23 protein-coding genes are annotated in these 24,193 nt (G+C 75.5%); 9 read left to right on the top strand and 14 right to left on the bottom strand.

Features of this window, described 5'->3' with window-relative positions; all coding sequences use genetic code 11:
• Positions 1-131 precede the first annotated feature (131 nt).
• The 5 genes from DT057_RS09725 to DT057_RS09705 form a co-directional block, all read right to left on the bottom strand.
• On the bottom strand, positions 132-1,457 hold the full coding sequence (locus tag DT057_RS09725) for a CCA tRNA nucleotidyltransferase (RefSeq protein ID WP_203236238.1): 1,326 nt from the start codon (positions 1,455-1,457) through the stop codon (positions 132-134).
• Positions 1,454-1,711, bottom strand: coding sequence for a DUF6111 family protein (locus DT057_RS09720; protein WP_128561893.1), 258 nt, complete (start codon positions 1,709-1,711; stop codon positions 1,454-1,456). The genes DT057_RS09725 and DT057_RS09720 overlap by 4 nt, the downstream gene beginning before the upstream one ends.
• Positions 1,708-2,406: a CoA pyrophosphatase gene (locus tag DT057_RS09715; protein WP_128561892.1), complete on the bottom strand. Its 699-nt coding sequence runs from the start codon at positions 2,404-2,406 to the stop codon at positions 1,708-1,710. Before DT057_RS09715 ends, DT057_RS09720 begins: the two co-directional genes overlap by 4 nt.
• Positions 2,403-3,020 (bottom strand): DUF1285 domain-containing protein, encoded by a 618-nt coding sequence (locus tag DT057_RS09710; protein WP_128561891.1) that lies wholly within the window; start codon positions 3,018-3,020, stop codon positions 2,403-2,405. Before DT057_RS09710 ends, DT057_RS09715 begins: the two co-directional genes overlap by 4 nt.
• Before the next feature lie 152 nt (positions 3,021-3,172).
• On the bottom strand, positions 3,173-3,607 hold the full coding sequence (locus DT057_RS09705) for a PaaI family thioesterase (protein WP_128561890.1): 435 nt from the start codon (positions 3,605-3,607) through the stop codon (positions 3,173-3,175).
• Between the two features lie 249 nt (positions 3,608-3,856).
• Between DT057_RS09705 and DT057_RS09700 the strand changes: the two genes are divergently transcribed.
• The 4 genes from DT057_RS09700 (at position 3,857) to DT057_RS09685 (ending at position 10,797) form a co-directional block, all read left to right on the top strand.
• On the top strand, positions 3,857-4,867 hold the full coding sequence (locus DT057_RS09700) for an AAA family ATPase (RefSeq protein WP_128561889.1): 1,011 nt from the start codon (positions 3,857-3,859) through the stop codon (positions 4,865-4,867).
• Positions 4,868-4,873: 6 nt separating this feature from the next.
• A complete protein-coding gene (locus DT057_RS09695; protein WP_128561888.1) occupies positions 4,874-5,788 on the top strand; it encodes a DUF58 domain-containing protein in 915 nt (304 codons plus the stop codon).
• Between the two features lie 13 nt (positions 5,789-5,801).
• On the top strand, positions 5,802-8,618 hold the full coding sequence (locus DT057_RS09690) for a DUF4159 domain-containing protein (RefSeq protein WP_128561887.1): 2,817 nt from the start codon (positions 5,802-5,804) through the stop codon (positions 8,616-8,618).
• Between the two features lie 100 nt (positions 8,619-8,718).
• Entirely contained in the window at positions 8,719-10,797 is a 2,079-nt protein-coding gene (locus tag DT057_RS09685; protein WP_128561886.1) for a hypothetical protein, read from the top strand.
• 67 nt (positions 10,798-10,864) lie between these two features.
• On the opposite strand, the gene grpE is transcribed toward DT057_RS09685, so the two are convergent.
• Both grpE and DT057_RS09675 read right to left on the bottom strand, forming a co-directional pair.
• A complete protein-coding gene (gene grpE / locus DT057_RS09680; protein ID WP_128561885.1) occupies positions 10,865-11,452 on the bottom strand; it encodes a nucleotide exchange factor GrpE in 588 nt (195 codons plus the stop codon).
• Between the two features lie 57 nt (positions 11,453-11,509).
• On the bottom strand, positions 11,510-14,323 hold the full coding sequence (locus tag DT057_RS09675; RefSeq protein ID WP_128561884.1) for a [protein-PII] uridylyltransferase: 2,814 nt from the start codon (positions 14,321-14,323) through the stop codon (positions 11,510-11,512).
• Positions 14,324-14,559: 236 nt separating this feature from the next.
• Here DT057_RS09675 and DT057_RS09670 point away from each other — a divergent pair, with 236 nt between their 5' ends.
• The 4 genes from DT057_RS09670 to DT057_RS09655 all read left to right on the top strand — a co-directional run bounded on the left by DT057_RS09670 (position 14,560) and on the right by DT057_RS09655 (position 17,742).
• A complete protein-coding gene (locus DT057_RS09670; RefSeq protein WP_128561883.1) occupies positions 14,560-15,531 on the top strand; it encodes an aliphatic sulfonate ABC transporter substrate-binding protein in 972 nt (323 codons plus the stop codon).
• A 14-nt stretch (positions 15,532-15,545) separates the two neighbouring features.
• On the top strand, positions 15,546-16,373 hold the full coding sequence (locus DT057_RS09665; protein WP_128561882.1) for an ABC transporter permease: 828 nt from the start codon (positions 15,546-15,548) through the stop codon (positions 16,371-16,373).
• Entirely contained in the window at positions 16,374-17,156 is a 783-nt protein-coding gene (locus DT057_RS09660; RefSeq protein ID WP_128561881.1) for an ABC transporter ATP-binding protein, read from the top strand. It begins immediately after the preceding gene.
• A gap of 76 nt (positions 17,157-17,232) precedes the next feature.
• Positions 17,233-17,742 (top strand): OsmC family protein, encoded by a 510-nt coding sequence (locus DT057_RS09655; protein WP_128561880.1) that lies wholly within the window; start codon positions 17,233-17,235, stop codon positions 17,740-17,742.
• 15 nt (positions 17,743-17,757) lie between these two features.
• Here DT057_RS09655 and DT057_RS09650 read toward each other — a convergent pair whose 3' ends face one another.
• From DT057_RS09650 to DT057_RS09635, 4 genes are read right to left on the bottom strand one after another with little or no spacing between them, the layout of a single operon-like run.
• Positions 17,758-18,540 (bottom strand): ABC transporter ATP-binding protein, encoded by a 783-nt coding sequence (locus DT057_RS09650; protein ID WP_128561879.1) that lies wholly within the window; start codon positions 18,538-18,540, stop codon positions 17,758-17,760.
• A 17-nt stretch (positions 18,541-18,557) separates the two neighbouring features.
• Positions 18,558-19,274, bottom strand: coding sequence for an ABC transporter permease (locus DT057_RS09645; RefSeq protein WP_128561878.1), 717 nt, complete (start codon positions 19,272-19,274; stop codon positions 18,558-18,560).
• The gene (locus tag DT057_RS09640; RefSeq protein WP_128561877.1) at positions 19,271-19,975 is read right to left on the bottom strand and encodes an ABC transporter permease; all 705 of its coding nucleotides are present in this window, start codon (positions 19,973-19,975) and stop codon (positions 19,271-19,273) included. The genes DT057_RS09645 and DT057_RS09640 overlap by 4 nt, the downstream gene beginning before the upstream one ends.
• Positions 19,976-19,985: 10 nt before the next feature.
• A complete protein-coding gene (locus DT057_RS09635) occupies positions 19,986-20,870 on the bottom strand; it encodes a transporter substrate-binding domain-containing protein (protein ID WP_128561876.1) in 885 nt (294 codons plus the stop codon).
• 324 nt (positions 20,871-21,194) lie between these two features.
• Here DT057_RS09635 and DT057_RS09630 point away from each other — a divergent pair, with 324 nt between their 5' ends.
• Positions 21,195-21,698, top strand: coding sequence for a GNAT family N-acetyltransferase (locus DT057_RS09630; protein WP_128561875.1), 504 nt, complete (start codon positions 21,195-21,197; stop codon positions 21,696-21,698).
• A gap of 9 nt (positions 21,699-21,707) precedes the next feature.
• Here DT057_RS09630 and DT057_RS09625 read toward each other — a convergent pair whose 3' ends face one another.
• The 3 genes from DT057_RS09625 to DT057_RS09615 all read right to left on the bottom strand — a co-directional run bounded on the left by DT057_RS09625 (position 21,708) and on the right by DT057_RS09615 (position 23,968).
• The gene (locus DT057_RS09625) at positions 21,708-22,538 is read right to left on the bottom strand and encodes a response regulator (RefSeq protein ID WP_128561874.1); all 831 of its coding nucleotides are present in this window, start codon (positions 22,536-22,538) and stop codon (positions 21,708-21,710) included.
• A gap of 113 nt (positions 22,539-22,651) precedes the next feature.
• On the bottom strand, positions 22,652-22,909 hold the full coding sequence (locus DT057_RS09620; protein ID WP_128561873.1) for a hypothetical protein: 258 nt from the start codon (positions 22,907-22,909) through the stop codon (positions 22,652-22,654).
• 327 nt (positions 22,910-23,236) lie between these two features.
• Complete coding sequence (locus tag DT057_RS09615) at positions 23,237-23,968, bottom strand: Crp/Fnr family transcriptional regulator (protein ID WP_128561872.1); 732 nt, start codon at positions 23,966-23,968, stop codon at positions 23,237-23,239.
• Between the last annotated feature and the right edge of the window lie 225 nt (positions 23,969-24,193).

The following is a 24,193-nucleotide window of genomic DNA, read 5'->3' as shown; positions in this document are numbered from 1 at the left end:
CCGAACGCGTGGCGGCGCGGCGCCGGCCTCCGGGCCGGACCGCGTCGACGGACGATCATCCGCCGCCGTCCGCCGGGGACGGCGCCACCGGCGGGCGGACCGCGCCGATGGTGGTCGGCGGAGCGCGACCGTCAGCCCTCGCGCCGCCCGGGCCTCGTGCGAGGCGAACGGACGACCGGGTCCGGGGTTCCGCCGGCCGCCTCCCGGGCGGCCGCGAGCGCCAGGGCGACGAGCCGCGCCCGCGCGGCGGGATCCACGGGGCAGCCCTCCGCTAGCCAGGCGCGCCGCGCCGCCGCGAGGCCGAGCCCGAGGCTGCGGCCCGTCCCGACGCCGCGCGCCACCAGGGCCGCGCCGGTCACCGGGAACACCGGCACGGGCTCGGCGCCCGACGCGAAGCCGGCGAGCAGGGCGGCCGCGTCCGGGCCCAGGACCGGCCGCGGCTCCCCGGCGAGCACGAGGGCCGCGTCGGCCACGGCCTCCGGCCCGTGCCCGGCGACGAGGCGCCGGATGTCCGCCGCCGCCAGGGGAGCCATCGCCCCGTGCAGGGGCGCCAGCGCGCCCGCGTAGGCGCTGAGCCGCGCGTGCTCGGAGCGCGACAGCCGCAGGGTCTCCCGCAGGCGGTCGGCATCGGCCCCGGAGAAGACCGCCAGGGCGCCGAGGCGGCGCACCGGATCGGGCCTGTCCTCGATCTCGTTCAGCCGCGCGAGCCGCCCGAGGTCGCCGACGCCGCCGAGCAGGCGCTGCAGCAGGCCGGTGCCGGCCAGGACCCCCGCCACCGCGGGGGCGCCCGGGGCCGCGAGCAGCTTCAGGAGCTCGGCCCGGACCCGCTCGCGCGACAGGATCGCCAACCCGTCCCGGGCCGCGACCGCGGCGGCGAGGCCCTCCCGGTCGAGGGGGCCGCAGCCGTAGCGCGCGTGGAAGCGGAAGAAGCGCAGGACCCGCAGGTAATCCTCGCTGATGCGCTGCGCCGCATCCCCGATGAAGCGCACGCGGCGGGCGGCGAGATCGGCTGCGCCCCCGACTGTGTCGTGCAGGCGCCCGCCCGCGTCGGCCGAGAGCGCGTTGATGGTGAAGTCGCGCCGCGCCGCGTCGCGGGCGAAGTCGCGGCCGAAGCGCACCACCGCGTGGCGCCCGTCGGTCTCGACGTCCTCCCGCAGGGTCGTGACCTCGAAGGGCTCGCCCTCGGCCACCACCGTCACGGTGCCGTGGGCGAGCCCCGTCGGCACCGGCTTCAGGCCGGACGCCGCGGCGCGCCGCAGGGTCTCGTCCGGCGCCAGCGTGGTGGCGAGGTCGATGTCGGCCACCGGGCGCCCGAGGAGGGCGTCCCGCACGGCGCCGCCGACGACCCGGGTCTCCTCCCCGGGGGCCTCCAGGGCCGCCAGCACCCGGCGCAGCCGCGGCCGCGCCAGCAGGGCCGCGAGGCCGGCCTCGTCCAGGGTGCCGGGCCGCGCCGTCACCGGAACTGCCCGGGCACCACCCGGCCGTTCTCGATGTGGGTCGGCACGAAGCCGTCGCGGTGCCGCTCGGCCCGGAAGCCCGCATCGACCAGGGAGGCGATGATCAGCACCGCCCCGGCGATGGCGAGCCGCAGGCCGTTGTCGCTCCAGTGCGTCCAGAGCAGCGGGTTGCGCCGGCGCAGCACCAGGTAGCCGCCGAACAGCGCGAACGGCAGCAGGAACAGCAGGAGGTCGTCGACGAGCGCCCGGATCATCGCGGGGTATCGTCGCGCAGGTGGTCGTAGAGGTTCCGGACGATGCCGGCGGTGACGCCCCAGATGTAGCGCTCGCCGAACGGGATCGCGTAGTAGCGCCGCTGGCGTCCGCGCCACTCGCGGCTGTGCTGGGCGTGGTTGGCGACGTCCATCAGGAAGTCGAGCGGCACCTCGAAGGCCTCCGCCACCTCGGCCGGGTTGAGGCGCAGGGGCGCGTCCGGCGCCACCAGCCCGACCACGGGCGTCACCAGGAACCCGGTGCCCGACAGGTAGGCGTCGAGGTAGCCGAGGGGCCGCACCGCCTCCGGGGGGAGGCCGACCTCCTCGTGGGCCTCCCGCAGAGCCGCCGCGAGGGGCGAGGGGTCGGCGGGGTCGATCTTGCCGCCCGGGAAGGCGACCTGCCCGGAATGGTCCCGCAGGTGCGCGGCCCGCAGGGTGAACAGGACGTTGACGCCCCGCTCGCGCGCCACCACCGGCACCAGCACGGCGGCGAGGCGCGGCGGGCGCGAGAGAGCGGCCTCGAGCACGTCCGGCTCGAGGTCGTGGTCGCCGCGGGGGTTCGACGTCGGGTCGAGGGGACCTGGCGGCTCGCGCCGCAGGCGCGCCTCCGCCAGCGCCAGGAAGGACGCGAGGGGGCCGGCCGGCTCGCGCCGCGGGAGCGCCGGCCCGGCGCCGGGATCGGTCCGGAGGGTCACGAGAGCGCGGCAGCCGGCATGATGCGGTGGAAGCGCCCGCCGGCCGCCAGGCCGAACCAGCGCGCGCCCGCGACCTCGCGCTCCTCGCACAGGTCCACGAGGTCGTAGACCAGGGCCCGGCTGACGAGGGCCCAGAGGCCGTGACGCACCGCGAGGTAGGGCTTGAAGCCGCCCTCCCCGTCGCGCTCGAAGCGCAGGGGGTGGTCGGTGTCGAGGGGCACGACGTCGTCGACGTTGGTGCGGAACGCGATGCTGCGCCCCTCGCCCTCGCCCTCGACCGCCATCTCGACCGCCAGGAAGGCCGCGTCCTCGACCTCGATCCCGACCCGCTCCACCGGCGTCACCAGCACGGTGCGCCCGTCGGGATCGCGCCGCAGGATCGAGGCGAAGAGCTTGACCAGGGCCGGCCGGCCGATGGGTGTGCCGTTGTAGTGCCAGGTCCCGTCGGCGGCGATGCGCATCGGGATCTCGCCGCAGTAATCCGGATTCCAGCGCTCCACGGGCGGGGGTCCCCGGCGGGCCCCCTCCGCGCCGGCGGGATCGTCCGCCCGCAGGGCGGCGGTCAGGCGTTCGAGGACCCCGCCGGGCGGGGCGCCGTTCGGATCGTGCGTCATCCGCCCCTACATAGCGGACCGGCGCCGGTTTTGAACGGGCGCCGGCGCCTGCCCGGTCCGCCGCGCCGGGGGCGGGGACGGCCCGGCGGGACGGGGTGCCGCGGCGGCACGATCGCGGCGCACGAGCCGGAAGGGGCGGCGCCGGCGGCAGGTCAGGCCGGCGCCGCCTCGGGGCGGCGGCGCAGGATCTTCCAGACGCCCGTGGCGGCGGCCACGACGCTCCCGTCGCAGCGGGCGTCGCCGCGCATGAAGACGAGGCTGCCGGTGCGGCGCACCACCTCGGGCACGAGGGTGACGAAGGCGCCGATCCGCCCGGCCGAGACGAACTGCATCTCGAACTGGACCGTGACGCAGTTCGCCCCGCCCGCGGCCTCCATGGCGGCGACGCCGAGGGCCCGGTCGGCGAAGGTCATCAGCATGCCGCCCTGCACCACGCCGATCAGGTTGGCGTGCTTGGGCTCGGCCCGGAACCCAAAGGCCGGCGGGGCACCGGGTGCGCGCTCGCGGATCAGGACGGGGCCGACGAGGTCGATGAAGCCCGGATCGGTGAAGGCGTGCCAGCCGGTGGCGGGATCGTGATCGGTCATGGCAGGGCCAATACGGGCGGGCGACCGCGCCCGCAACCGGGCGGACGCCCCCGCGGCCGGATCTCCCGGAGGAGGAGGCGATGCCGGCCGTGGTCCGGCGCATGCATGCGGGCCGCCGGGACCGGATGCCGGGGAACGGGGCGGCCCTGCGTCGTCGCGCCAACCTTGCCACGCGGGGCCGAAGGGCTCCACATTCGCGGACCGGGGTGGTTTTTGGCGTCCGGGCACGGACGAGCACGAGGATACCGCATGACACATGGCAGCGCGCCGGCCGCAGCGACCGCCCTGGACGACGGCATCGTCGCGGCGGCGGAATCCTGCCTCGACTCCGTCGGCCGCGCCCGCGACGCGATCCACCAGGTCATCTTCGGGCAGGAGACGGTCGTCGACCTCGCCCTCGTCACCCTGCTGGCGGGGGGGCACGGCCTCCTCGTCGGCCTGCCCGGCCTCGCCAAGACGAAGCTCGTCGAGACCCTCGGGACCGTCCTCGGGCTCGATGCGCGCCGGGTGCAGTTCACGCCCGACCTGATGCCCTCCGACATCCTCGGCACGGAGATCCTCGACGAGGACCAGAACCGGCACCGCTCGTTCCGGTTCGTGCGCGGCCCGATCTTCAGCCAGCTCCTGATGGCCGACGAGATCAACCGCGCGAGCCCCCGCACCCAGTCGGCCCTGCTCCAGGCGATGCAGGAGCGCTTCGTCTCCGTCGCCGGCGAGCGCCACGACCTGCCGCGCCCGTTCCACGTCCTGGCGACCCAGAACCCGATCGAGCAGGAGGGCACCTACCCGCTGCCCGAGGCGCAGCTCGACCGCTTCCTCCTCGAGATCGACGTCGGCTACCCCGACCGCGCCGCCGAGCGGCGCATCCTGATCGAGACCACCGGCGCCGACGAGCACCGGCCGGGCGCCGTCATGTCCACGGACGCGCTCCTCGCCGCCCAGCGCCTGGTGCGCCGCCTGCCCGTCGGCGACGCCGTGGTCGACGCCATCCTCGACCTCGTGCGGGCCGCCCGCCCGGAGGGGGGCGATGCCGGCGTGGCGCAGAAGCTGCTGTGGGGGCCGGGCCCCCGCGCCAGCCAGGCCCTCATGCTGGCCGTGCGCGCCCGGGCGCTGATCGAGGGCCGGGTCGCGCCCTCCGTCGAGGACGTGGCGGCCCTCGCCGAGCCGGTGCTCAAGCACCGCATGGCCCTCACCTTCGCGGCCCGCGCCGACGGCGAGACGATCCCCGGCCTGATCGGCCGCCTCGTCGCGCGGCTCTGACCGCAGATGGCCTCGACGCGCGTCCTGGAGGCCCCGGACCGCTCGCCCGGACGCCGCGAGACCGAGAGCGCCCTGTCGCTCGCCGAGCGCATGCCGCGCCTGATCCTGGAGGCGCGCCGCGTCGCCGCCACCCTGTCGCACGGCCTGCACGGCCGGCGCCGCGCCGGGCCCGGGGAGAGCTTCTGGCAGTTCCGGCCCTTCGTGGCCGGCGAGGCGGCGGGCCGCATCGACTGGCGCCGCTCGGCCCGCGACGACCGGCTCTACGTCCGCGAGCGCGAGTGGGAGGCCGCCCACAACGTCTGGCTCTGGGTCGACCGCTCGGCCTCGATGGGCTTCGCCTCCTCCCTCGCGCAGGCCCCCAAGGTCGAGCGCGCCCTGGTGCTCGGCCTCGCCCTCGCCGACACGTTCGTGGAGGCGGGGGAGCGCGTCGGCCTCCTCGGCCTCACCCGGCCGCAGGCCGCCCGCACCATCGTGGAGCGCGTCGCCGAGTCCCTCGTCGCCGACGCGTCGGGGCTGGACGAGGACCTGCCGCCCCGCGCGCCGGTGGCCCGCTTCGACGAGGTCGTGCTGATCGGCGACTTCCTCAGCCCGCCCGAGGCCGTGCGCGCCACGGTGGCGGCCATCGCGGCCGGGGGCAGCCGCGGCCACCTCGTGATGATCGTCGACCCGGTCGAGGAGACCTTCCCGTTCTCCGGCCAGGCCGAGCTGCACGACCTCGAGGCCGGCCTGTCGCTGCGGGTCGGCGACGCCGCCGCCTGGGGGGAGGCCTACCGCGCGCGGATCAGGGCGCATCGCGACGCCCTCGCGGAGATCACCCGCGGCCAGGGCTGGACCTTCAGCCTCCATCGCACCGACCGTCCGGCGAGCGAGGTGGCGCTCCGCCTCGTGACCCTCGTCGCCGCCGCCCGCGGCGGAGCCTGAGAGAGGCGCCCTGATGCTCGGACTGCCCCTCAGCTTCGCCGCACCGGCGGCCCTCGCCGCTCTCCTCGCCCTGCCGGCGCTCTGGTACCTGCTCCGGGTCACGCCGCCGCGCCCGCGGCGGATCGACTTTCCGCCGCTGCGCATCCTGGCCGACCTGCTGCCCGAGCGCGAGACGCCCGCCCGCACGCCGCCCTGGCTCCTGGCGCTCCGCCTCCTCGCCGCCGCCTGCCTGATCCTGGCGGTCTCGGGGCCGGTCTGGAACCCCCGCGCCGGCGGGACGGGCGATGCCCGCACGCCGCTCCTGCTGATCCTCGACAACGGCGCCAGCGCCGCCCACGACTGGCGCGAGCGCGTCCGGGTCGCCACCGACGAGGTCGAGGCGGCGGCCCGGGCCGGGCGCCCGGTGGCGCTCCTCGCCACGGCGGCGCTGCCCGCGGGCCTCGAGGCGACCGGCCCCGGCCCGGCCCTGGAGCACCTGCGCGCCGTCGCGCCCCAGCCCCACCTCGCCGACCGCGCGAGCCACCTTCCCGCCGTCGCGGCCTTCCTGGAGCGGGCCCCGGGCAGCGCCGTCGTGTGGATCCACGACGGGGTCGCGGGCCCGGACGGCGACGCCTTCCCGGCCGGCCTCGCGGAGGCGCTCGCCCGCAGCGGCGGCTCCGTCACGGTGCTGCGGGCCGAGCACCCGCCGCTCCTCGCCCTCGCGGGGCCCGACGCCAGCGGCGGGCGCCTCGGCGTGACGGTGGTGCGGGCGGAGCCGAACGGCCGCGAGACCGGGCTCGTGCGGGCGCTCGACGCCAAGGGCCTGCCGCTCGCGGAGGCCGGCTTCGCGTTCGCGGCCGGCGCCGTCACGGCCGCCGTCGGCTTCGACCTGCCGGTGGAGATCCGCAACGGCATCGCGCGCTTCGAGGTCGCGGGCGAGCGCTCCGCCGCCGCGGTGGTGCTCGCCGACGAGCGCGGCCGGCGCCGGCGCGTCGGCCTCGTCTTCGGCGGCACCAGCGACCAGGCCCAGCCGCTGCTCTCGCCGACCTACTACCTGTCGCGGGCGCTGATCCCCTTCGCCGACGTGCAGGAACCGCGCGGCGGACGCGGTGTCTCCGAGGCGATCGGGCAGATGCTCGACGCCCAGGCCTCGGTGCTGGTGCTGGCCGATGTCGGGGCCCTCGACGCCGCGACGCTCGAGCGGGTCGCGGCCTTCGTCGAGAAGGGGGGGCTGCTCCTGCGCTTCGCGGGCCCGCGGCTCGCCGCCGGCAGCGACGACCTCGTGCCGGTGCGCCTGCGCCGCGGCGGCCGGGTGCTCGGCGGCACGCTGTCCTGGGACAGCCCCCGCACCCTCGCGCCCTTCTCGCCCGAGAGCCCCTTCGCGGGCCTCGCGCCGCCGGCCGACATCGGGGTGCGCCGCCAGATCCTGGCGGAGCCGGACGGCGACCTCGCCCGCCGGACCTGGGCCTCGCTCCAGGACGGCACCCCCATCGTGACCGCGGCCAAGCGCGGGGAGGGTCTCGTGGTGCTGGTGCACGTGACGGCCGACACCACCTGGTCGAACCTGCCGCTCTCCGGCCTGTTCGTCGACATGCTGCGGCGCACCCTCGCCCTCGCCGGCAGCGCGCCGCCGACGGCGGGCGGGGCCCCGGGCGCGGCCCCGCCGGTGCTGGCGCCGCGGCTCACCCTCGACGGGTTCGGCAGCCTGAAGCCGCCGCCCGCCACGGCCCGGGCCGTGCCGGCGACCTTCGTCGACCGCGCCACGGCCGACCACCCGCCGGGCTTCTACGGCCCGCTCGACGGCGGGCTCGCCGTCAACGCCCTGCGGCCCGACGACCGGCTCAAGACCCTCGGGCTCGCCGCCCTGACGGGCGCCCGCTTCGGCGGCCTCGACCAGGCCCGCACCCGCGACCTGCGCGGGGCCTTCTTCGCGGCGGCCCTCGCGCTCCTGACCCTCGACACCCTGGCGAGCCTCTGGCTCGGCGGCTTCCTCGGCCTGATGGCGGCCCGCCTGCGCCGCCGCCCCGCCGCGGCCCTCTGGCTCGTCGGCCTCCTCGCCCTCGCAGCCGGGCCGCCCCCGGCCCGCGCCGCCGAGGCCGGCCGGCCGAACGGCGTCGAGGCCGCCCTCGTCACCCGGATCGCCTTCGTGGTGACGGGCGACGCGGCGGTGGACGAGGCCAGCCGGGCCGGCCTCGCGGGCCTGACCCAGATGCTGGCGAGCCGCACGGCCCTGGAGCCCGGCGACCCGGTCGGGGTGGACCCGGCCCGGGACGAGCTCGCGTTCTACCCCCTGATCTACTGGCCGATCGTGGCGAGCCGGCCGCTGCCCGGCCCCCTCGCCATCCGGCGCATCGACGCCTTCATGAAGAACGGCGGCACGGTGATCTTCGACACCCGCGACGCCATGACGGCCCGCTCCGGCGGCCCGCAGACGCCCGAGGGCCTCTACCTCCAGCGGATGCTCTCGACCCTGGAGGTGCCCGAGCTCGAGCCGGTGCCCCGCGACCACGTCCTGACGAAGGCGTTCTACCTCGTCGACACGTTCCCGGGCCGCTACGCCAACGGCCAGACCTGGGTCGAGACCCTGCCGCCGGCCGGCGAGGGCACCGACCGCCGCCCGGCGCGGGCGGGCGACGGCGTCTCGCCCATCGTGATCACGGGCAACGACCTCGCCTCCGCCTGGGCCATGGGCCGGCGCGGCGAGGCGCTCTATCCCCTGGTCGGCGGCGACCCGCGCCAGCGCGAGATGGCGTTCCGGGGCGGGGTCAACCTCGTCATGTACGCGCTGACCGGCAACTACAAGGCGGACCAGGTCCACGTGCCGGCCCTGCTGGAGCGGCTGGGCCAGTGAGGGCCGGCCGCAGCGAGACGAGGCCGCGGGACCGCTTCCCCGGACGGGACCGCCCTCCCGTCCGGGCGCCGGGAATCCGGGGCAGTGAGGACCCTTCCGCATGCTGAGCGTGAGCCTGTCGCCCCTGGTGCCGATCCCGGTCCTGTGGGCCCTCGCCGGGCTCGTGGCCGTCATGGCCGCGCTCGCGCTCGCGGCGCGGGGGCCGGTGGCGCTGCTGCGGGTGCTCGTCCTCGCCCTGGTGCTGGCGGCGCTCACCAACCCGTCCCTGGTCCAGGAGGAGCGCGAGCCGGTCCGGGACGTCGTCGCCGTGGTGGTGGACCGCTCCGGCTCGCAGGGGCTCGGCGACCGGCCGGAGACGACCGAGCGGGTCAAGGCCGAGCTGCAGCGCCGCCTCGGCACCCTCGCGGAGATCGAGCCCCGCTTCGTCGAGGTGCCGGAGGCGGGCGGCGACGAGGGGACGCGGCTGTTCACCGCCCTCTCGAACGCCCTCTCCGACGTGCCGCCGGACCGGCTCGCCGGCGTGGTGATGCTCACCGACGGCGTGGTCCACGACATCCCGGCGGGCGTCGCGGCCCTGAGCTTCAAGGCGCCCCTACACGTGCTGGTCACCGGCCACCCGGACGAGCGCGACCGCCAGATCCGGCTGATCGAGGCGCCGCGCTTCGGCATCGTCGGGCGCGACCAGACCGTCCGGGCCGAGGTGATGGAGCGGGGCGGCACCGGCTCGGCGGTGGTCACGGTGCGGCGCGACGGCGAGGAGGTGGTGCGCCAGGTGGTGCGCACCGGGCGGCCGTTCTCCCTGACGCTCCGGGTCGAGCACGGCGGGCCCAACGTGGTCGAGATCGAGGCCGAGGCCCTGCCGGGGGAGCTCACCACCGCCAACAACCGCGCCGTGCTGCCCATCGAGGGCATCCGCGAGAAGCTCCGGGTGCTGCTGGTCTCGGGCGAGCCGCACGCGGGCGAGCGCACCTGGCGCAACCTCCTCAAGTCCGACGCCAACGTCGACCTCGTGCACTTCACCATCCTGCGCCCGCCCGAGAAGCAGGACGGCACCCCGATCTCCGAGCTGTCCCTGATCGCGTTCCCGACCCGCGAGCTGTTCCAGCAGAAGATCAAGGACTTCGATCTCATCATCTTCGACCGCTACGCCAACCAGAGCGTGCTGCCGTCGAGCTACTTCGACAACATCGTGCGCTACGTGCGCGAGGGCGGGGCCCTGCTGATCGCGGCCGGGCCCGAATTCGCCTCGGCCTCGAGCCTCGCCCGCACCCGCCTCGCCGCGATCCTGCCGGGCGAGCCGAACGGCCGGGTGGTCGAGCGGCCCTACAAGGCCGCCCTCACGGGCAGCGGCCAGAGGCACCCCGTCACCCGCGACCTGCCGGGCTCGGAGGCCTCGCCCCCCGCCTGGGGCGACTGGCTGCGGCTGATCGGGGCCGAGGTGCGGCCCGGCGTGACCCCGATCATGGCGGGGGCCGACGCGATGCCGCTGCTGGCGCTCTCCCGCGAGGAGAAGGGCCGGGTGGCGCTGCTCCTGTCCGACCACGCCTGGCTCTGGGCGCGGGGCTACCAGGAGGGCGGTCCCCACCTCGACCTGCTGCGGCGCCTCGCCCACTGGCTGATGAAGGAGCCGGCCCTGGAGGAGGAGGCGCTGCGCGCCGTAGCCACGGGGCACGGCCGCGAGGTGCGGGTCGAGCGCCAGACCATGGCGGACGCGACCGATCCCGTCACCGTGACGACGCCGACGGGCAGGAGCCGCACCCTCGCCCTCGATCCCGACCGGCCCGGCCTCTTCGCCGCCACCTTCGAGGCCCAGGAGCTCGGGCTCCACACCCTGCGCTCGGGCAACCTCGTGGCCTTCGTGAGCGTCGGGCCGGCGAATCCGCGCGAGCTCGTGGACGTGTTCAGCGACACCGAGCGCCTGCGCCCGGTCGCGGAGGCGACGGGGGGCTCCGTGCGCCGGGTCGCCGAGGCCAACGGCGGCGTGGCGGTGCCGCGCCTGCAGGTCGCCCGGTCCGGGCGCCTCGCCGGCGCCGACTGGATCGGGTTCCGGCCGAGCGACAGCGCGGTCGTGCGCGGCGTCTCGGTCTACCCGCTCGCCCTCGGTCTCGCGGCGCTGGCGGCGCTGGCGGCGGCCGTGCTGGCGATGTGGCTGGTGGAGGGGCGGCGCGGGCGGGCGTGAGGGGAGCCGCGGCGCGGGGCCTGAAGCCGAGCGCCGCGGGGCGCGGGGAGGGGCGCCCGCCCCGGCCTCACGCCTCGGCGGGCGTCTCGGCCGCCTTCGGGCCGCCCTTGGCGACGCCGACGAGGGCCGGGCGCAGGACCCGCTCGCCGATGACGTAGCCGGTCTGCACCACCTGCACGACGGTGCCGCCCGCCACGTCGGGGTTGGGCACCTCGAACATCGCCTGGTGCAGGTTCGGGTCGAAGCGCTGGCCCTGCGGGTCGACGCGCTTCACCCCGTGGCGCTCCAGGGTCTTGACGAGGTCGCGCTCGGTCAGCTCGATGCCGTCGATCAGCGCCTTCAGCGCCCCTTCGGCGCCGGCGCGGGCCTCGGCCGGCACGCTCTCGAGGGCGCGGCGGACGTTGTCGGCCGCGTTCAGCATGTCGCGGGCGAAGTTCGTCACCGCGTAGGTGCGGGCGTCCGCCACCTCGCGCTCGGTCCGCCGGCGCATGTTCTCCATGTCGGCGAGGGCGCGCAGCAGCTTGTCCTTCAGGTCGAGCTTCTCGGCCTCGAGGGCCGCGACCGCGTCGGGTGCGGGCTCCGGCGCGGCGGCCTCGGCGAGGTCGGCTTCGGTCGACGTGGCCCGCGCGGCATTCTCCGTGTCGTTCGGCGTCATCGTGGTTCCAGAACAAGGATCGGGGATGGGCTGATATCAGGTGCGCGCGCGGCGAAATCAAGCTTCGCCGCCGGGGAGCGCCGCGCCGGCCCGGGCGCGCGCCGTCCCGGACCGCCGGGCGCCGCCGGCGCGCTGCCCGGCCGGCGGCTCGGCCTCGAACACCGCCATCACGGCCCGGCGGATCGTCGCCTGCCGGTCGGGCTGGGTCACCTTGGTGCCGGTGAGGTCGGTGACGTAGAACACGTCCACGGCCCGCTCGCCGAAGGTGGCGACGTGCGCCGAGGTGATGTTGAGGTTGAGCCGGCTCAGGGCCGTCGTGAGGTCGTAGAGCAGGCCCGGCCGGTCGAGGCCGGAGATCTCCAGCACCGTCTCCCGGGCCGAGAGGGCGTTGTCGATCGAGAGGTCGGGCGCGACCTGGAAGGTCCGCGGCCGGTCCTTGCGCGGGTGGCGGTCGGCCACGAGCTCGGCGATCCGGATCTCGCCCTTGAGCGCCCGCTCGATCGCGGTGGCGATGCGGCCGGCCCGGCGCAGCTCGTCCTCGTCCCGATCGAACGCCCGCGACAGCACGATGGTGTCGAGCACGAAGCCGTCGGCCGTGGTGAAGATCTGGGCGTCCACGATGTTGCCGCCCGCCGCCGCGCAGGCCCCCGTGAGGATCGCGAGGAGCCGCGGGTGGTCGGGCGAGTAGACGGTGAGCTCGGTGACGCCCCGGAACTGGTCGGTCTCGTAGGCGGTCGCGACCGTGCGCCCCTCGGCCACGGTGGCGCGGATGAAGCGGGCGTTCTTGAGCTGGCGGGGCGCGTCGACCTTGAGCCAGTAATGCGGGTAGTGCCGGCCCGCGTAGGCGTCGAACGCCTCGGCCGCCCAGTCGGTGAGCTGCTCGCGCAGGCGCATCTGGATCAGCCGCACCCGGTCGGTGCGCGGGATCTCCGAGTGGCCCCCCGACAGGACCATCTCGGTCTCGTAGTAGAGGGTGCGCAGGAGCGTCGCCTTCCAGGCCGTCCACACGCCGGGCCCGACCGCCTTGATGTCCGCGATGGTGAGGACGAGGAGGAGCTTCAGGCGCTCGAGGCTCTGGACCACCCCCGCGAAGGTCTCGATCGTCTTCGGGTCCGAGAGGTCGCGGCTCTGGGCGGTCATCGACATCAGGAGGTGGTGCTCGACGAGCCAGGCCACGGTGCCGGTCTCGGCCGCGTCGAGGCCGAAGCGCGGGCCGAGCTTGCGCGCCACCGCGGCGCCGGCGATCGAGTGGTCCTCCTTCCGGCCCTTGGCGATGTCGTGCAGGAACATCGCTACGTAGAGGGCGCGGCGGTTCTGGATCGTGCCGACGATCCTGTGGGCGAGGGGGTGCTCGTCCTCCATGTCGCCGGACTCGATCTTGGCCAGGACGCCGAGGGAGCGGATCAGGTGCTCGTCCACCGTGAAGTGGTGGTACATGTTGAACTGCATCATCGCGACGATGCGGCCGAAATCCGGCACGAAGCGCCCGAGCACGCCGGTCTCGTTCATGTGCCGCAGCACCGTCTCGGGGGCGTTCTGCGAGGTGAGCAGCTCGAGGAACAGCCGGTTCGCCTCCCGGTCGACGCGCACCATCGGGCCGATCAGGCTGAGGGAGCGGGTGGCGAGCCGGCTCGCATCCGGGTGGATCGCCACGTCGTGCCGGTCGGAGAGCCAGAACAGGCGGATCAGGTTGACGGGATCGCGCTCGAAGGCGTCGTCGCTGCGCACGCTGAGGCGGCCGGTGTGGATGCGGAACTCGTCCGCCTCGAGGTCGGGCGCGCGGAAGCGCTGCCTGAAGTGGCCGAACCAGCGGTTCAGCACCGGGGGCCGCTTGGCGTGGCGCGCCTCCATCTCGGCGCACACGATGGCGGTGAGGTCGCCGACGTCCTTGGCGATCAGGAAGTAGGACTTCATGAAGCGCTCGACGGCCGCGAGGCCGCCGCGGGCGCCGTAGCCGAGGCGCTCGGCGATGCGCGGCTGCAGCCCGAAGGACAGCCGCTCCTCGGCCCGTCCGGTGGCGAAGTGCATGTGGCAGCGCACCCGCCACAGGAACTCGTCGCAGCGCTGGAACAGCCGGAACTCGTCGGGCGTGAACAGGCCGGCCTCGACGAGGTCCTCGGCCTCCTTGACCCGGAACGTGTACTTGGCGATCCAGAACAGCGTGTTGAGGTCGCGCAGGCCCCCCTTGCCGTCCTTGACGTTGGGCTCCACGAGGTAGCGCGAGGCGCCGCTCTTGGCGACGCGGGCGTCCCGCTCCCGGAGCTTGGCCTCGACGAACTCGGCCGCCGTGCCCTGCACCACCTCGCGGTCGAAGCGGGAGGCGAGCTCGTCGAACAGGACGCGGTCGCCGAACAGGAAGCGCGATTCGAGCAGCGCCGTGCGGACCGTCATGTCGGCCCGGCCCTCGCGCAGGCACTCCGCCACCGAGCGGGTGGCGTGGCCGACCTTGAGCTTCAGGTCCCACAGCACGTAGAGCATCGCCTCGACGACGCTCTCGCTCCAGGCGGTCTGCTTGTAGGGCAGCAGGAACAGGAGATCGATGTCGGAGCCCGGCGCCAGGGTGCCGCGGCCGTAGCCGCCGGTCGCCACGACGGCGATCTGCTCGGCCGCCGTCGGGTTGTCGGCTCTGTAGAGCCGCTTCACCACAGCGTCGTAGATCGTGCGGATCACCGCGTCCATCAGGCCGCACAGGCGCCCCGCGCAGGCGTGGCCGTCGCGCTCGCGCAGGAGGCGCTGCTCGGCGTCGGCGCGCCCCTCCTCGATGATGCGCCGCAATTCCGGCACCAGCCGCTCGCGCAGGCGCGTCGGGTCGCTCATGGACTGGTCGATGCCGGCGAGGAGCGCGGCGAGGTCGGCGGCGCAATCGTACATGCGGTCCCGCGGTCATACCCAAGGGGAGGAAGGGGCGCCCGGGTCACGGCGCGTCCCGCGATTGTTTCGCACCCGGCCACCGGAAAGCCAATCATCCCGGTGCCGCGGAGCGACCCGGGGCGGGAGGGGCGCCCGCGGGCGCCGGATCCGTCACTCCGTCCGGATCGTTTGACAGAAAGAACGACGTCGCATAGTCGGGTCCGATGCCCGGGACAGGAACGACCAGGGGAGTGACCATGCCCATTCACCGCCGCGCGCTGATCGGCGCCCTCGGGGCGGCCGCCCTGCTCCCGACCCGCGACGGCGCGGGCGCCCAGGGGGTGCGGGAGGTCCGCCTCGACTGGGCGACCTACAACCCCGTGAGCCTCGTCCTGAAGGAGAAGGGCTTCCTCGAGAAGGCCCTGGCCGGCGACGGGGTCGGCGTGCGCTGGGTGCAGTCCCTCGGGTCCAACAAGGCCCTGGAATTCCTCAACGCCGGCTCGATCGACATCGGCTCGACCGCCGGCGCCGCGGCCCTGCTCGCGCGCCTCAACGGCAACCCGATCCGGGCCGTCTACGTCTTCTCCCGCCCGGAATGGACCGCGCTCGTGACCCGGCCCGGCACCGGCATCGCCGGCGTGAAGGACCTGAAGGGCCGGCGCGTCGCCGTCACCCGGGGCACCGATCCGCACATCTTCCTGATCCGGGCCCTGCGCGGGGCGGGCCTCAGCGAGCGCGACGTCAAGCTGGTGCTGCTCCAGCACCCCGACGGCCGCACGGCCCTCGACCGCGGCGACGTCGATGCCTGGGCGGGCCTCGACCCGATCATGGCGGCGGCGGAGATCGAGAACGGCGACGTGCTGTTCCACCGCGACGCCGCCGCCAACACCTGGGGCGTGCTCAACGTCCGGGAGGATTTCGCCAAGCAGAGCCCGGACGTGACCCGCAAGGTGCTCGCCGCCTACGAGGAGGCACGCACCCTCGCCCTGACGCAGCCGGACGAACTGCGGCGCATCCTCGTCGCGGCGACGCGGCTGCCCGAGCCGGTGGTGGCGCGCCAGCTCGAGCGCACGGACCTGTCGCGCTCCGAGATCGGCCCGCTCCAGGCCGAGACGATCCTGGACGCCGGCACGGCGCTCCTCGACGCCGGCGTGATCCCGGCCGGCACCGATGTCGGCGCCGCCGTCGAGGCGCTCATCGACCGGCGCTTCAACGCCCCCGCCCGCTGACGCGCGGCGCCGGCATGGAGGCCTCCCCGCATCCCGGCCTCGCGGTCGCGGCGCCGCGGGCGCGCGCCGCGGGCCTGCCCGGCGGGCGGGCGCTCCTCGGCCTCGTCCTGCCGCTCGCCCTGGCGCTCGGCTGGGAGGCGGCGGTGCGGGCGGGCCTGGCGCAGGGGCGGCTGGTGCCGCCGCCGAGCCGGGTGCTGGGCACGCTCTGGGGGCTCGCCGCCACGGGCGAGCTCTGGGTCCACGTGACGGCGAGCCTCGTGCGGGTCGCGACTGGCTTCGGCTTCGGCGCCCTCGCGGGCATCGCGGTCGGGGCGCTCACCGGCACGCTGCCGCTGGCGCGCCGGCTCCTCGACCCGAGCCTCCAGGCCCTGCGGGCGATCCCCTCCATCGCCTGGGTGCCGCTGTTCATCCTGTGGTTCGGCATCTTCGAGACCTCGAAGGTCACCCTAATCGCCGTCGGGGTGTTCTTCCCCGTCTATCTCGGCGTCGCGGGCGCCATCGCGTCGGTGGACCGCAAGCTCGTGGAGGTCGGGCGCGTCTTCCGGCTGACCCGGCCCGCGCTCGCCCGCCGCATCCTGCTGCCGGCGGTGCTGCCGGCCGCCGTGGTGGCGCTGCGCACCGGCCTCGGGCTCGGCTTCATGTTCGTGGCCGCGGCCGAGCTGCTCGGCGCCTCCGAGGGCCTGGGCTACCTCCTGCTCGACGGCCAGCAGCTCGGCAAGCCCGACCAGATCGTCGCCGCGATCATCGCCTTCGCGGTCCTGGGCAAGCTCTGCGACGCCGTGCTGGTGGCGCTCACCCGTCCGCTGGCGCGCTGGCAGGACACCGCCCGCGAGACCCTGTAGATGCTCGTCCTCGACCGGCTCTCCAAGACCTACGCCGACGGGACCCGGGCGCTCGCCGACATCGCCCTGACCGTGCGGGCGGCCGAGATCGTGGCGCTCATCGGCGGCTCGGGCTGCGGCAAGACCACCCTGCTGCGCCTCATCGCCGGGCTCGACCGGGCGAGCGCCGGCCGCATCAGCCTCGACGGCGAGGCCATCGCGGGCCCGCACCCGGGCGTCGGCATCGTGTTCCAGGAGCCGCGCCTGCTGCCCTGGCTCAGCGTCGCCGGCAACGTGGCCTTCGGCCTGTCCGCCCTGGCGCGGGAGGAGCGCCGCGCCCGGGTGGCGCACGCCCTGGAGCGGGTCGGCCTCGCCGAGCATGCCGGGCGCTGGCCGCGGGAATTGTCGGGCGGGCAGCAGCAGCGGGTGGCCATCGCCCGCGCCTTCGTGGCCGCCCCGAAGGTGCTGCTCCTCGACGAGCCGTTCTCGGCCCTCGACGCCTTCACCCGGGCCGGGCTGCACCGCCACCTCCTGGCCCTGTGGGAGGAGAGCCGGCCCACGGTGCTCCTCGTCACCCACGACGTGGCCGAGGCGGTGGCGCTCGCCGACCGGGTCGTGGTGCTGCGGCCAAAGCCCGGCCGGATCGACGACACCATCCCGCTGGCCCTGAGCCGCCCGCGCCAGCCGACCTCGCCGGGCAGCGAGGCGGCCGCGCGCCAGGTCCTGGCCAGCCTCGACCGCTCGCTGCGCCCGGACGACGCGCCGGCCGGCGCCCGGCCCGACGCCACGGCGCTCTGGTGGTGAGCGCCCGCGGCGGGCCCTGGCGGCCGCGCCGTCCGGAGTGCTAAGCCGCGCCGGACCGACACCCCGGGAGGACACCATGGACGCCACCGAACTGCGCTCGCTCCAGGCCCCGCTGAAGGACCGCTACCGCTCCGAGCCGGACGCCGCGGTGGTCACCCTGACGGCGCAGGGCTCCCTCGACGACGGCGGCATCGCCTGCAAGGTCGAGACCGGCCGCGCCCTCGCGGTCGCGGGCCTGCACCCGGCGAGCGGCGGCTCGGGCGCCGAGCTCTGCTCCGGCGACATGCTGCTCGAGGCCCTCGTCGCCTGCGCGGGCGTGACCCTGAAGGCCGTCGCGACCGCCCTCGAGATCCCCCTGCGCAAGGGCCTGGTGAAGGCCGAGGGCGACCTCGACTTCCGGGGCACGCTCGGCGTCGACAAGGGCGCCCCGGTGGGCTTCCGGGCGATCCGCCTGGCCTTCGAGGTCGACGCGGACGCCCCCCAGGAGAAGCTCGACCAGCTCCTGAAGCTCACCGAGCGCTACTGCGTGGTGTTCCAGACCATCAACCAGCGCCCGCAGCTCGACGTGACGATGGCGCGGGGCTGAGGCGCGGGCCGGCCCTCACCCGCCCCGCGCCAGGAACTGCCGGAAGCGCTCCGAGCGCGGGGCGCCGAAGACGGCGTCGGGCGGGCCGTCCTCCTCGATGCGGCCCTCGTGCAGGAACACCACCCGGTGGGCGACGTCGCGGGCGAACGCCATCTCGTGGGTGACGACCAGCATGGTGCGGCCCTCCTCGGCGAGCGCCCGCATCACCCGCAGCACCTCGGCGACGCGCTCCGGGTCGAGGGCGGAGGTCGGCTCGTCGAACAGGAGCACGCGGGGATGCATGGCGAGCGCCCGCGCGATGGCGGCGCGCTGCTGCTGGCCGCCCGAGAGGTGGGCCGGGTAGTGGTCGCGCTTGTCGGCGATGCCGACCTTCGCCAGGAGCGCCTCGGCCTCCGCCACGCAGGCGGCCCGCGGCCGGCGCTGGACGTGGACCGGCGCCTCGATGACGTTCTCCAGCACGGTGCGGTGCGACCAGAGATTGAAGCTCTGGAACACCATGCCGACCCGCGAGCGGATGCGGTCGACCTGCGCGGCGTCGGCCGGCACCCGGCCCCGGCTCCGCGCCCGCCACAGGATGGCCTCGTCGCCCACCACCACCTCGCCGGCCTCCGGCACCTCCAGGAGGTTGATGCAGCGCAGGAGCGTCGACTTGCCCGATCCGGAGGAGCCCAGGATCGCCACCACCTCGCCCTCGCGGGCGGAGAGCGAGATCCCGCGCAGCACCTCGAGGGCGCCGAAATGCTTGTGCAGGTCGCGGACCGCGACGGCCTCGGGGCGGGTGGGGCTGGGGGCGAGCATGGCGGGATCCGGGGTGGTCAGGCGGCGCGGGGCGCCACGGCCGGCCGGGGGCGCAGGTCGGGGGCGAGCCAGGCCTCGGCGGCGCGCACGAGGCCGATGACGACGAACGTGACGGCGAGGTAGAAGGCGCCGGCGCAGAGGAAGACCTCGAGCGCCCGGAAGCTCTGGGCGATGAGCTTCTGGGCGATGCCGGTGATCTCCAGGAGCGTGATCGTCGAGGCGAGCGACGTCGCCTTGACGACCGAGATCACCTCGTTGCCGTAGGCCGGCAGGGCCTGGCGGGCGGCGAGCGGCAGCATCACGCGGCGGAACAGCAGGAGCCGGGGCATCCCGCAGGCGCGGCCGGCGACGAGCGCCCCGTGCGGCACCGCCAGGATGCCGCCCCGGAGGATCTCGGCCGTGTAGGCCCCGGTGTTGAGCGAGAGGGCGAGCAGCGCGCACCAGTACGGCTCGCGGAAGAAGCCCCACAGCCCCATGGCCTGGAGGCTCGGGCGGAACTGGCCGAGGCCGTAGTAGATCAGGAAGATCTGCACGAGGAGCGGCGTGCCGCGGAACACGAAGACGTAGAGGCGCGCGAGCCCGTCCGGTACGGGCCCGCCCGCGAGCCGCCCGAAGGCCGCGAGCGCCGCCAGCGCCCCGCCGCAGGCCACCGACCCGGCGGTGAGGCCGAGCGTGACCGGCACGCCGGCGAGGAGGGCCCGCACGGTCGCGGCGAGGAAGTCGAGGTCGATCACGGCAGGCCCCGGCGCGCCCGGGTCTCGGCGCGGGAGAAGCCCCAGGTCGAGAGCGACGTGATGGCGAGGTAGAGGGCGCCGGCGGCGAGGTAGAAGGTGAAGGGCTGCCGGGTCGAGCCGGCGCCGACCTGGGCCTGGCGCAGCAGCTCGACGAGGCCCGTCACCGAGACCAGCGCCGAGTCCTTGAGCAGGATCTGCCAGACGTTGCCGAGGCCGGGCAGCGCCGTGCGGGCGACCAGGGGGGCGACGACCCGGCGCAGCATCAGGCCGCGGTGCATGCCGACGGCGCGGGCCGCCTCCAGCTGGCCGCGGTCGAGGGCGAGGGTGGCGCCCCGGAACACCTCGGCCTGGTAGGCGCCCGAGATGATGCCGAGCGCCGCGACGCCGACCCCGAAGGCCGGCAGCCCGACGAAGCCCGTGGCCCCGAACCAGCCCGCGACGGTGCCGAGCGCCGTGCTGCCGCCGAAGTACAGGAGGTAGATCACGAGGAGGTCCGGCACCCCGCGCAGGACCGTGGTGTAGACGTCGGCGAGCGCCCGCAGGGGGGCGGCGCCCGACAGCTTGGCGGCCGCCGCGGCGGCGCCGAGGACGGCCCCGGCGGCGAAGCCGCACAGCGCCAGGGCGAGGGTGGTGGCGGCCGCCGCCAGGAGGGCGGCGCCCCAGCCGCCCGCCCCGAAGCCGAGGAGCGTGAGGGCGCTCATCGCGGGTGCGTCAGCCCTGCGGGGTCATGTCGGCCTTGAACCACTTCATCGACAGGGTCCTGAGGGTGCCGTCGGCGATCACCGAGGCGATGCCCTCGTCGAGCCGCGTCTTGAGGGCGGCCTCGCCCCTGCGCAGGCCGATGGCGACCCCCTTGCCCAGCACGCCGCCGCGGAAGCGCGGCCCGGCCAGCATCACGGTGTCGGCGAATTCGGGCTTCTCCGCCGTGGCGCGCAGGGGCGCGTCGTTGGCGAAGATCGCGTCGAGGCGGCCGGCCGAGAGGTCGAGGTCGTGCTGCTCGGTCGTCTTGTACTCCCGCACCTCGACGACGCCCTTCAGGTAGCGGTCGAGGAAGGCGGCGTGGATGGTCGAGACCTGCACGCCCACGGTCTTGCCCTTGAGGAGCGGCTTGATCGCGTCGATGGCCTTCTGCGCCTCGGCCTCGTCGAGGAGGCTGAACTTCTGGCCGCCGAGGGGCAGCTTGGCGAGGGGGCCGGCGCGGTCGACCGCGAGGCCCGAGGAATCGCCGCTGTAGGGGCGCGAGAAGTCCACGACCTTGAGGCGCGCCTCCGTGATGGTCATGCCCGACATGATGGCGTCGAACTTCCTGGCCTGGAGGCCCGGGACGACTCCCTCCCAGTCCTGGGCCACGAACTCGCACCGGAGCTTGGCGCGGGCGCAGATCTCGCGGCCGAGCTCGATCTCGTAGCCGTCGAGGCTGCCGTCCGGCTTGGTGAAGTTGTAGGGCGCGTAGGCGCCCTCGGTGGCGATCCTGACCGTGGCCGGCACCGCGTCCTCGGCGCGGGCCGCGCCGGTCACGGCGGCGGTCACGGTCAACCCCGCGACGGTCAGCCCCGTGACGGTCACGGCGAGGGCGAACAGCGACCTGAGCTTCATCGTGGCGTGTTCCTTCGGGCGTCCGGCCCCCAGCTAACCCGCAATGCCGGCCCGCAGGCAAGGGCCGCGTTCCCGCCGGCGCCGCCCGCGCCGGCGCGGGCCGGAACGGGGGCGCGGGAGAAACGGGGGCGCGGGAGACCGGATGCCAGCCCCGTGCCAGAGCCCGTTTGCGCTTCGCGGCGCGCGCTGCTATCCCGCCGCCGCGGAGCCCTCCCGGCGTCCGGCGGGAGCGGGTCGATGCGGCGGCGGGGCGGGGCGCGACGACGGATCGGCTGAGCCCGCCGCCACGCCCGTCCCGACGCCCGCCGCGAGTTTGATCGAGCCGTGACCACGCTTCCCCTCGTCATCCGCCCCGAGACCGCGCGCGACGGCGACGCGATCGAGCGCCTGCACGAGCGCGCCTTCGGGCCGGGCCGCTTCGCCCGCACGGCCTACCGCCTGCGCGAGGGGGTGGCGCACCTGCCCGACCTGTCCTTCACGGCGCTCGTCGGCACGCTGCTCGTCGGCTCGGTGCGGGTGTCGCCGGCCCGCGCCGGGGACGCCCCCGCGCTGGTGCTCGGGCCGCTCACGGTCGATCCCGCCTTCGGCAGCCGCGGCATCGGCGGCGCGCTGATGCGGGCCTCGCTCGAGGCCGGGCGGGCGGGCGGCCACGGGCTGGTGCTGCTCGTCGGCGACGCGCCCTACTACGCCCGCTTCGGCTTCCGGGTCGTGCCCCCGCGCCGCCTCACGCTGCCGGGCCCGGTCGATCCGGCCCGGTTCCTGGTGCTGGAACTGCGCGAGGGCGCCCTCGCCGGGGCGGGCGGGAGCGTGGTCGGGTGGGCCGCGTGAGGCGGCTCCTCAGTGGGCGGCGCCGCGCTGCGCCGCGCCTGGCGGCCGCTGCACCGCCCGGGCCTGCTCGGCCTGGAGCGCGTTGATCAGGTAGGGGCGCCACAGGCCGAAGGCGGCGTGGACCGTCCTGTCGATGTCGACGAAGTGGAACGGCTTGCGCAGCAGGCCCGCGATCCCGAACGTGTCGAAGCGGCTCGTCTCGGCGTCGAGGTCGACCCCCATCATGATCAGCTTGGTGGCGCTCTGCCGGTCCTGGATCTGGCAGGCGACCTCGAGGGCCGGGTAGTCGGGCAGCGCCATGTCGATGATCGCGATGTCGAACAGGCGCCGGCGGGCGAGGTTGACGGCGCGGCGGCCGCCCTCGGATTCGACGACCTCGAACGAGAAGTGGCTCTGGTCCAGGAGCCGCCGGATGACCGCCCGCGTGGCCCGGTTCGGGTCGACCACGAGGAGGCTGAGGGTGCGCCGGATGACCCGGCAGGCCTCGACGGCGTTGCGCACCTGCCGCCCGCCGACGGGCTTCAGCAGCACGTCGTAGGCGCCGAGATGCGTGGCGATCGAGGGCCAGCGCGGCGAGAGCAGGTCCGAGACCAGGATCACCATGCTGTGCCGGCCGGCCTCGGCCCGCCAGCGCGCGATCGCCGCCCCGTCGGTCTGGGGCAGGACCACGTCGACGAAGACGAGGTCGACCCGGTCGCGCTCGAGGGCCCGCTGCAGGTCGACGCCGTTCGTCGCCTCGCGGACGGTCGCGTCGGGCGCCTCGGCCCTGATCGCGTCCGCCAGGAGCCGACGCATCTCGTCGTCGGCATCGGCGATCAGGACCGTCAGGGGGCTGGACATGAGGGGGCAATCCGTGCGGCGGCCGTCCCGCACCCTAGCCCCCAGGGTTCTTACGATTCGTTGCGCGCGAGACTTGCCGGACCGGCCGCGTGCAACCCCGGGTCGCGCCGCCCTCACCGGCGGCCGGCGAGGTCCCCCATCCGCGCCGCGCGGCCCTGCTCGACGTGCCAGCGCGCATCCGCGACCTGGAGCCTGAGGCGCCGCCGTCTCCAGAGATGGTAGAGGCGCAGGAAGCGCGGGCCCTTGGCCACGCGCCGCTCGTGGTGGGCGAGCCGGCGCAGCAGGCCGGGCAGGCAGGCCCCCGCCGCCTCGCCGGTCGCGATGTCGCCGAGGCGGACCTGGCGCCGAAGCTCAGCCCGGTAATCCTCCACGGGACGCTCCCTGCGCGATCGGCGGATCCGTGCCCGAGGATGTCAGGTTCCCGCCCCGGCACAACGCGACATCGGCGCGCCCCGGGCCCGCGCCCGGCGGCGGCCACGGGCAAAAAAGAGGCCCTGCCGGCGGGAGCGAGCAGGGCGGAGAAGTCGACTTGGGGGCCTCAGCAACATCCCGACTGGTCGTCCACCCGGTCGAGACCGGGCCAGCCGGGACGGTCCGGCAAGAATTGCCGCAACACTTGTTAGTCTGATTGGTGTTTCGGACCAGCGCCTTCACTTTTGTGAATATCCGTGGTCCGCTAACCGCAACATCAACCCAACTCAGGGCGGGCGGCCGGGCGAGACGTAGTCGGCAATCGAGATCAGGGCGGGCAGGTCGCGCAAGCTGATGGCGGTGGCGCGCTGCTCGATCAGGCCGTCGCGCCGCAACTGCTGCATGGTGCGGTTGACGTGCACGACGCTCAGGCCGAGGGCATCGGCGAGGATCTCCTGGGTGATCGGGAAGGCGAACCGGTTCTCGTGCACCCGGTCGATGGCCGCCAGGCGCTCGCGCAGCTCGATCAGGAAGTGCGCGACGCGCTCGTAGGCCGTCTGGCGCCCGAGCCGCACGACCTGGTTGATCAGCCAGATCTCCTCGAGCTCGTGCCCCTGCCGGCAGGCCTCCGCGAGCCGCGACTCGCAGGCCTGCACGGCCCTCAGCAGGGCGCCGGCGTCGCTGACCTGGGCCGGCGTCAGCGTCACCACGGACCCGAAGGGCAGGGAGCGGCGGCGCTGCGCGAACCCGATCAGGTCGCCGGGCAGCAGCATGACGACGATCTGGCGCCGGCCGTCGGCGAGGAGGCGCTGCCGGCAGGCCCAGCCCTCGACCAGGATCTGGGGGCGCGGCGAGGCGTCTCCGTCGCGGACGAGCTCGGTCCGGGCCGGCACGCTCGCGGCCTTGGCGGTGACCTGGCGCAGGAACGCCTCGTCGCCCGGCGCCAGGGCGGCGAAGCCCGACAGCCGCCGGACCGCCGCGTCGGCGCCCGGGACCGGGATCGGCGGGCTCGTCGTCATGCCCGCCCGGCTCCCGTCCGGGAGGGGGCGGGAGGCCGGCGGATGCGGGGAGACGGTGGGGTCGGCTCGGTCCGCATCGTCGGTTTCCGCAGGCGTCTGGAGGGAGGAGGCTTCGTGGAACGGAACTCCGATCGCGCACCGGATCCCGCCGGGCCGGCCGCCGCGCTCCGGACCCGCCCCCGGCCCGGACGGCGCGCGCGCGCCTCGCGCGGGGCCGCCGCGACG

It is taken from the genome of Methylobacterium crusticola (assembly GCF_003574465.1).
In the GTDB taxonomy this organism is placed as follows: Bacteria; Pseudomonadota; Alphaproteobacteria; order Rhizobiales; family Beijerinckiaceae; genus Methylobacterium; species Methylobacterium crusticola.
The sequence above is the reverse complement of the archived record's forward strand: the minus strand, read 5'-3'. Positions and strand labels throughout refer to the sequence as shown.

Coding starts and splice junctions, on each gene's coding strand:
- DT057_RS09625 (WP_128561874.1), bottom strand. CDS start 22,538: ATGTCCAGCCCCCTGACGGTCCTGATCGCCGATGCCGACGACGAGATG.
- DT057_RS09705 (WP_128561890.1), bottom strand. CDS start 3,607: ATGACCGATCACGATCCCGCCACCGGCTGGCACGCCTTCACCGATCCG.
- DT057_RS09685 (WP_128561886.1), top strand. CDS start 8,719: ATGCTGAGCGTGAGCCTGTCGCCCCTGGTGCCGATCCCGGTCCTGTGG.
- DT057_RS09650 (WP_128561879.1), bottom strand. CDS start 18,540: ATGCTCGCCCCCAGCCCCACCCGCCCCGAGGCCGTCGCGGTCCGCGAC.
- DT057_RS09700 (WP_128561889.1), top strand. CDS start 3,857: ATGACACATGGCAGCGCGCCGGCCGCAGCGACCGCCCTGGACGACGGC.
- DT057_RS09665 (WP_128561882.1), top strand. CDS start 15,546: ATGGAGGCCTCCCCGCATCCCGGCCTCGCGGTCGCGGCGCCGCGGGCG.
- DT057_RS09695 (WP_128561888.1), top strand. CDS start 4,874: ATGGCCTCGACGCGCGTCCTGGAGGCCCCGGACCGCTCGCCCGGACGC.
- grpE (WP_128561885.1), bottom strand. CDS start 11,452: ATGACGCCGAACGACACGGAGAATGCCGCGCGGGCCACGTCGACCGAA.
- DT057_RS09615 (WP_128561872.1), bottom strand. CDS start 23,968: ATGACGACGAGCCCGCCGATCCCGGTCCCGGGCGCCGACGCGGCGGTC.
- DT057_RS09655 (WP_128561880.1), top strand. CDS start 17,233: ATGGACGCCACCGAACTGCGCTCGCTCCAGGCCCCGCTGAAGGACCGC.
- DT057_RS09720 (WP_128561893.1), bottom strand. CDS start 1,711: ATGATCCGGGCGCTCGTCGACGACCTCCTGCTGTTCCTGCTGCCGTTC.
- DT057_RS09635 (WP_128561876.1), bottom strand. CDS start 20,870: ATGAAGCTCAGGTCGCTGTTCGCCCTCGCCGTGACCGTCACGGGGCTG.
- DT057_RS09675 (WP_128561884.1), bottom strand. CDS start 14,323: ATGTACGATTGCGCCGCCGACCTCGCCGCGCTCCTCGCCGGCATCGAC.
- DT057_RS09640 (WP_128561877.1), bottom strand. CDS start 19,975: ATGAGCGCCCTCACGCTCCTCGGCTTCGGGGCGGGCGGCTGGGGCGCC.
- DT057_RS09670 (WP_128561883.1), top strand. CDS start 14,560: ATGCCCATTCACCGCCGCGCGCTGATCGGCGCCCTCGGGGCGGCCGCC.
- DT057_RS09660 (WP_128561881.1), top strand. CDS start 16,374: ATGCTCGTCCTCGACCGGCTCTCCAAGACCTACGCCGACGGGACCCGG.
- DT057_RS09690 (WP_128561887.1), top strand. CDS start 5,802: ATGCTCGGACTGCCCCTCAGCTTCGCCGCACCGGCGGCCCTCGCCGCT.
- DT057_RS09710 (WP_128561891.1), bottom strand. CDS start 3,020: ATGACGCACGATCCGAACGGCGCCCCGCCCGGCGGGGTCCTCGAACGC.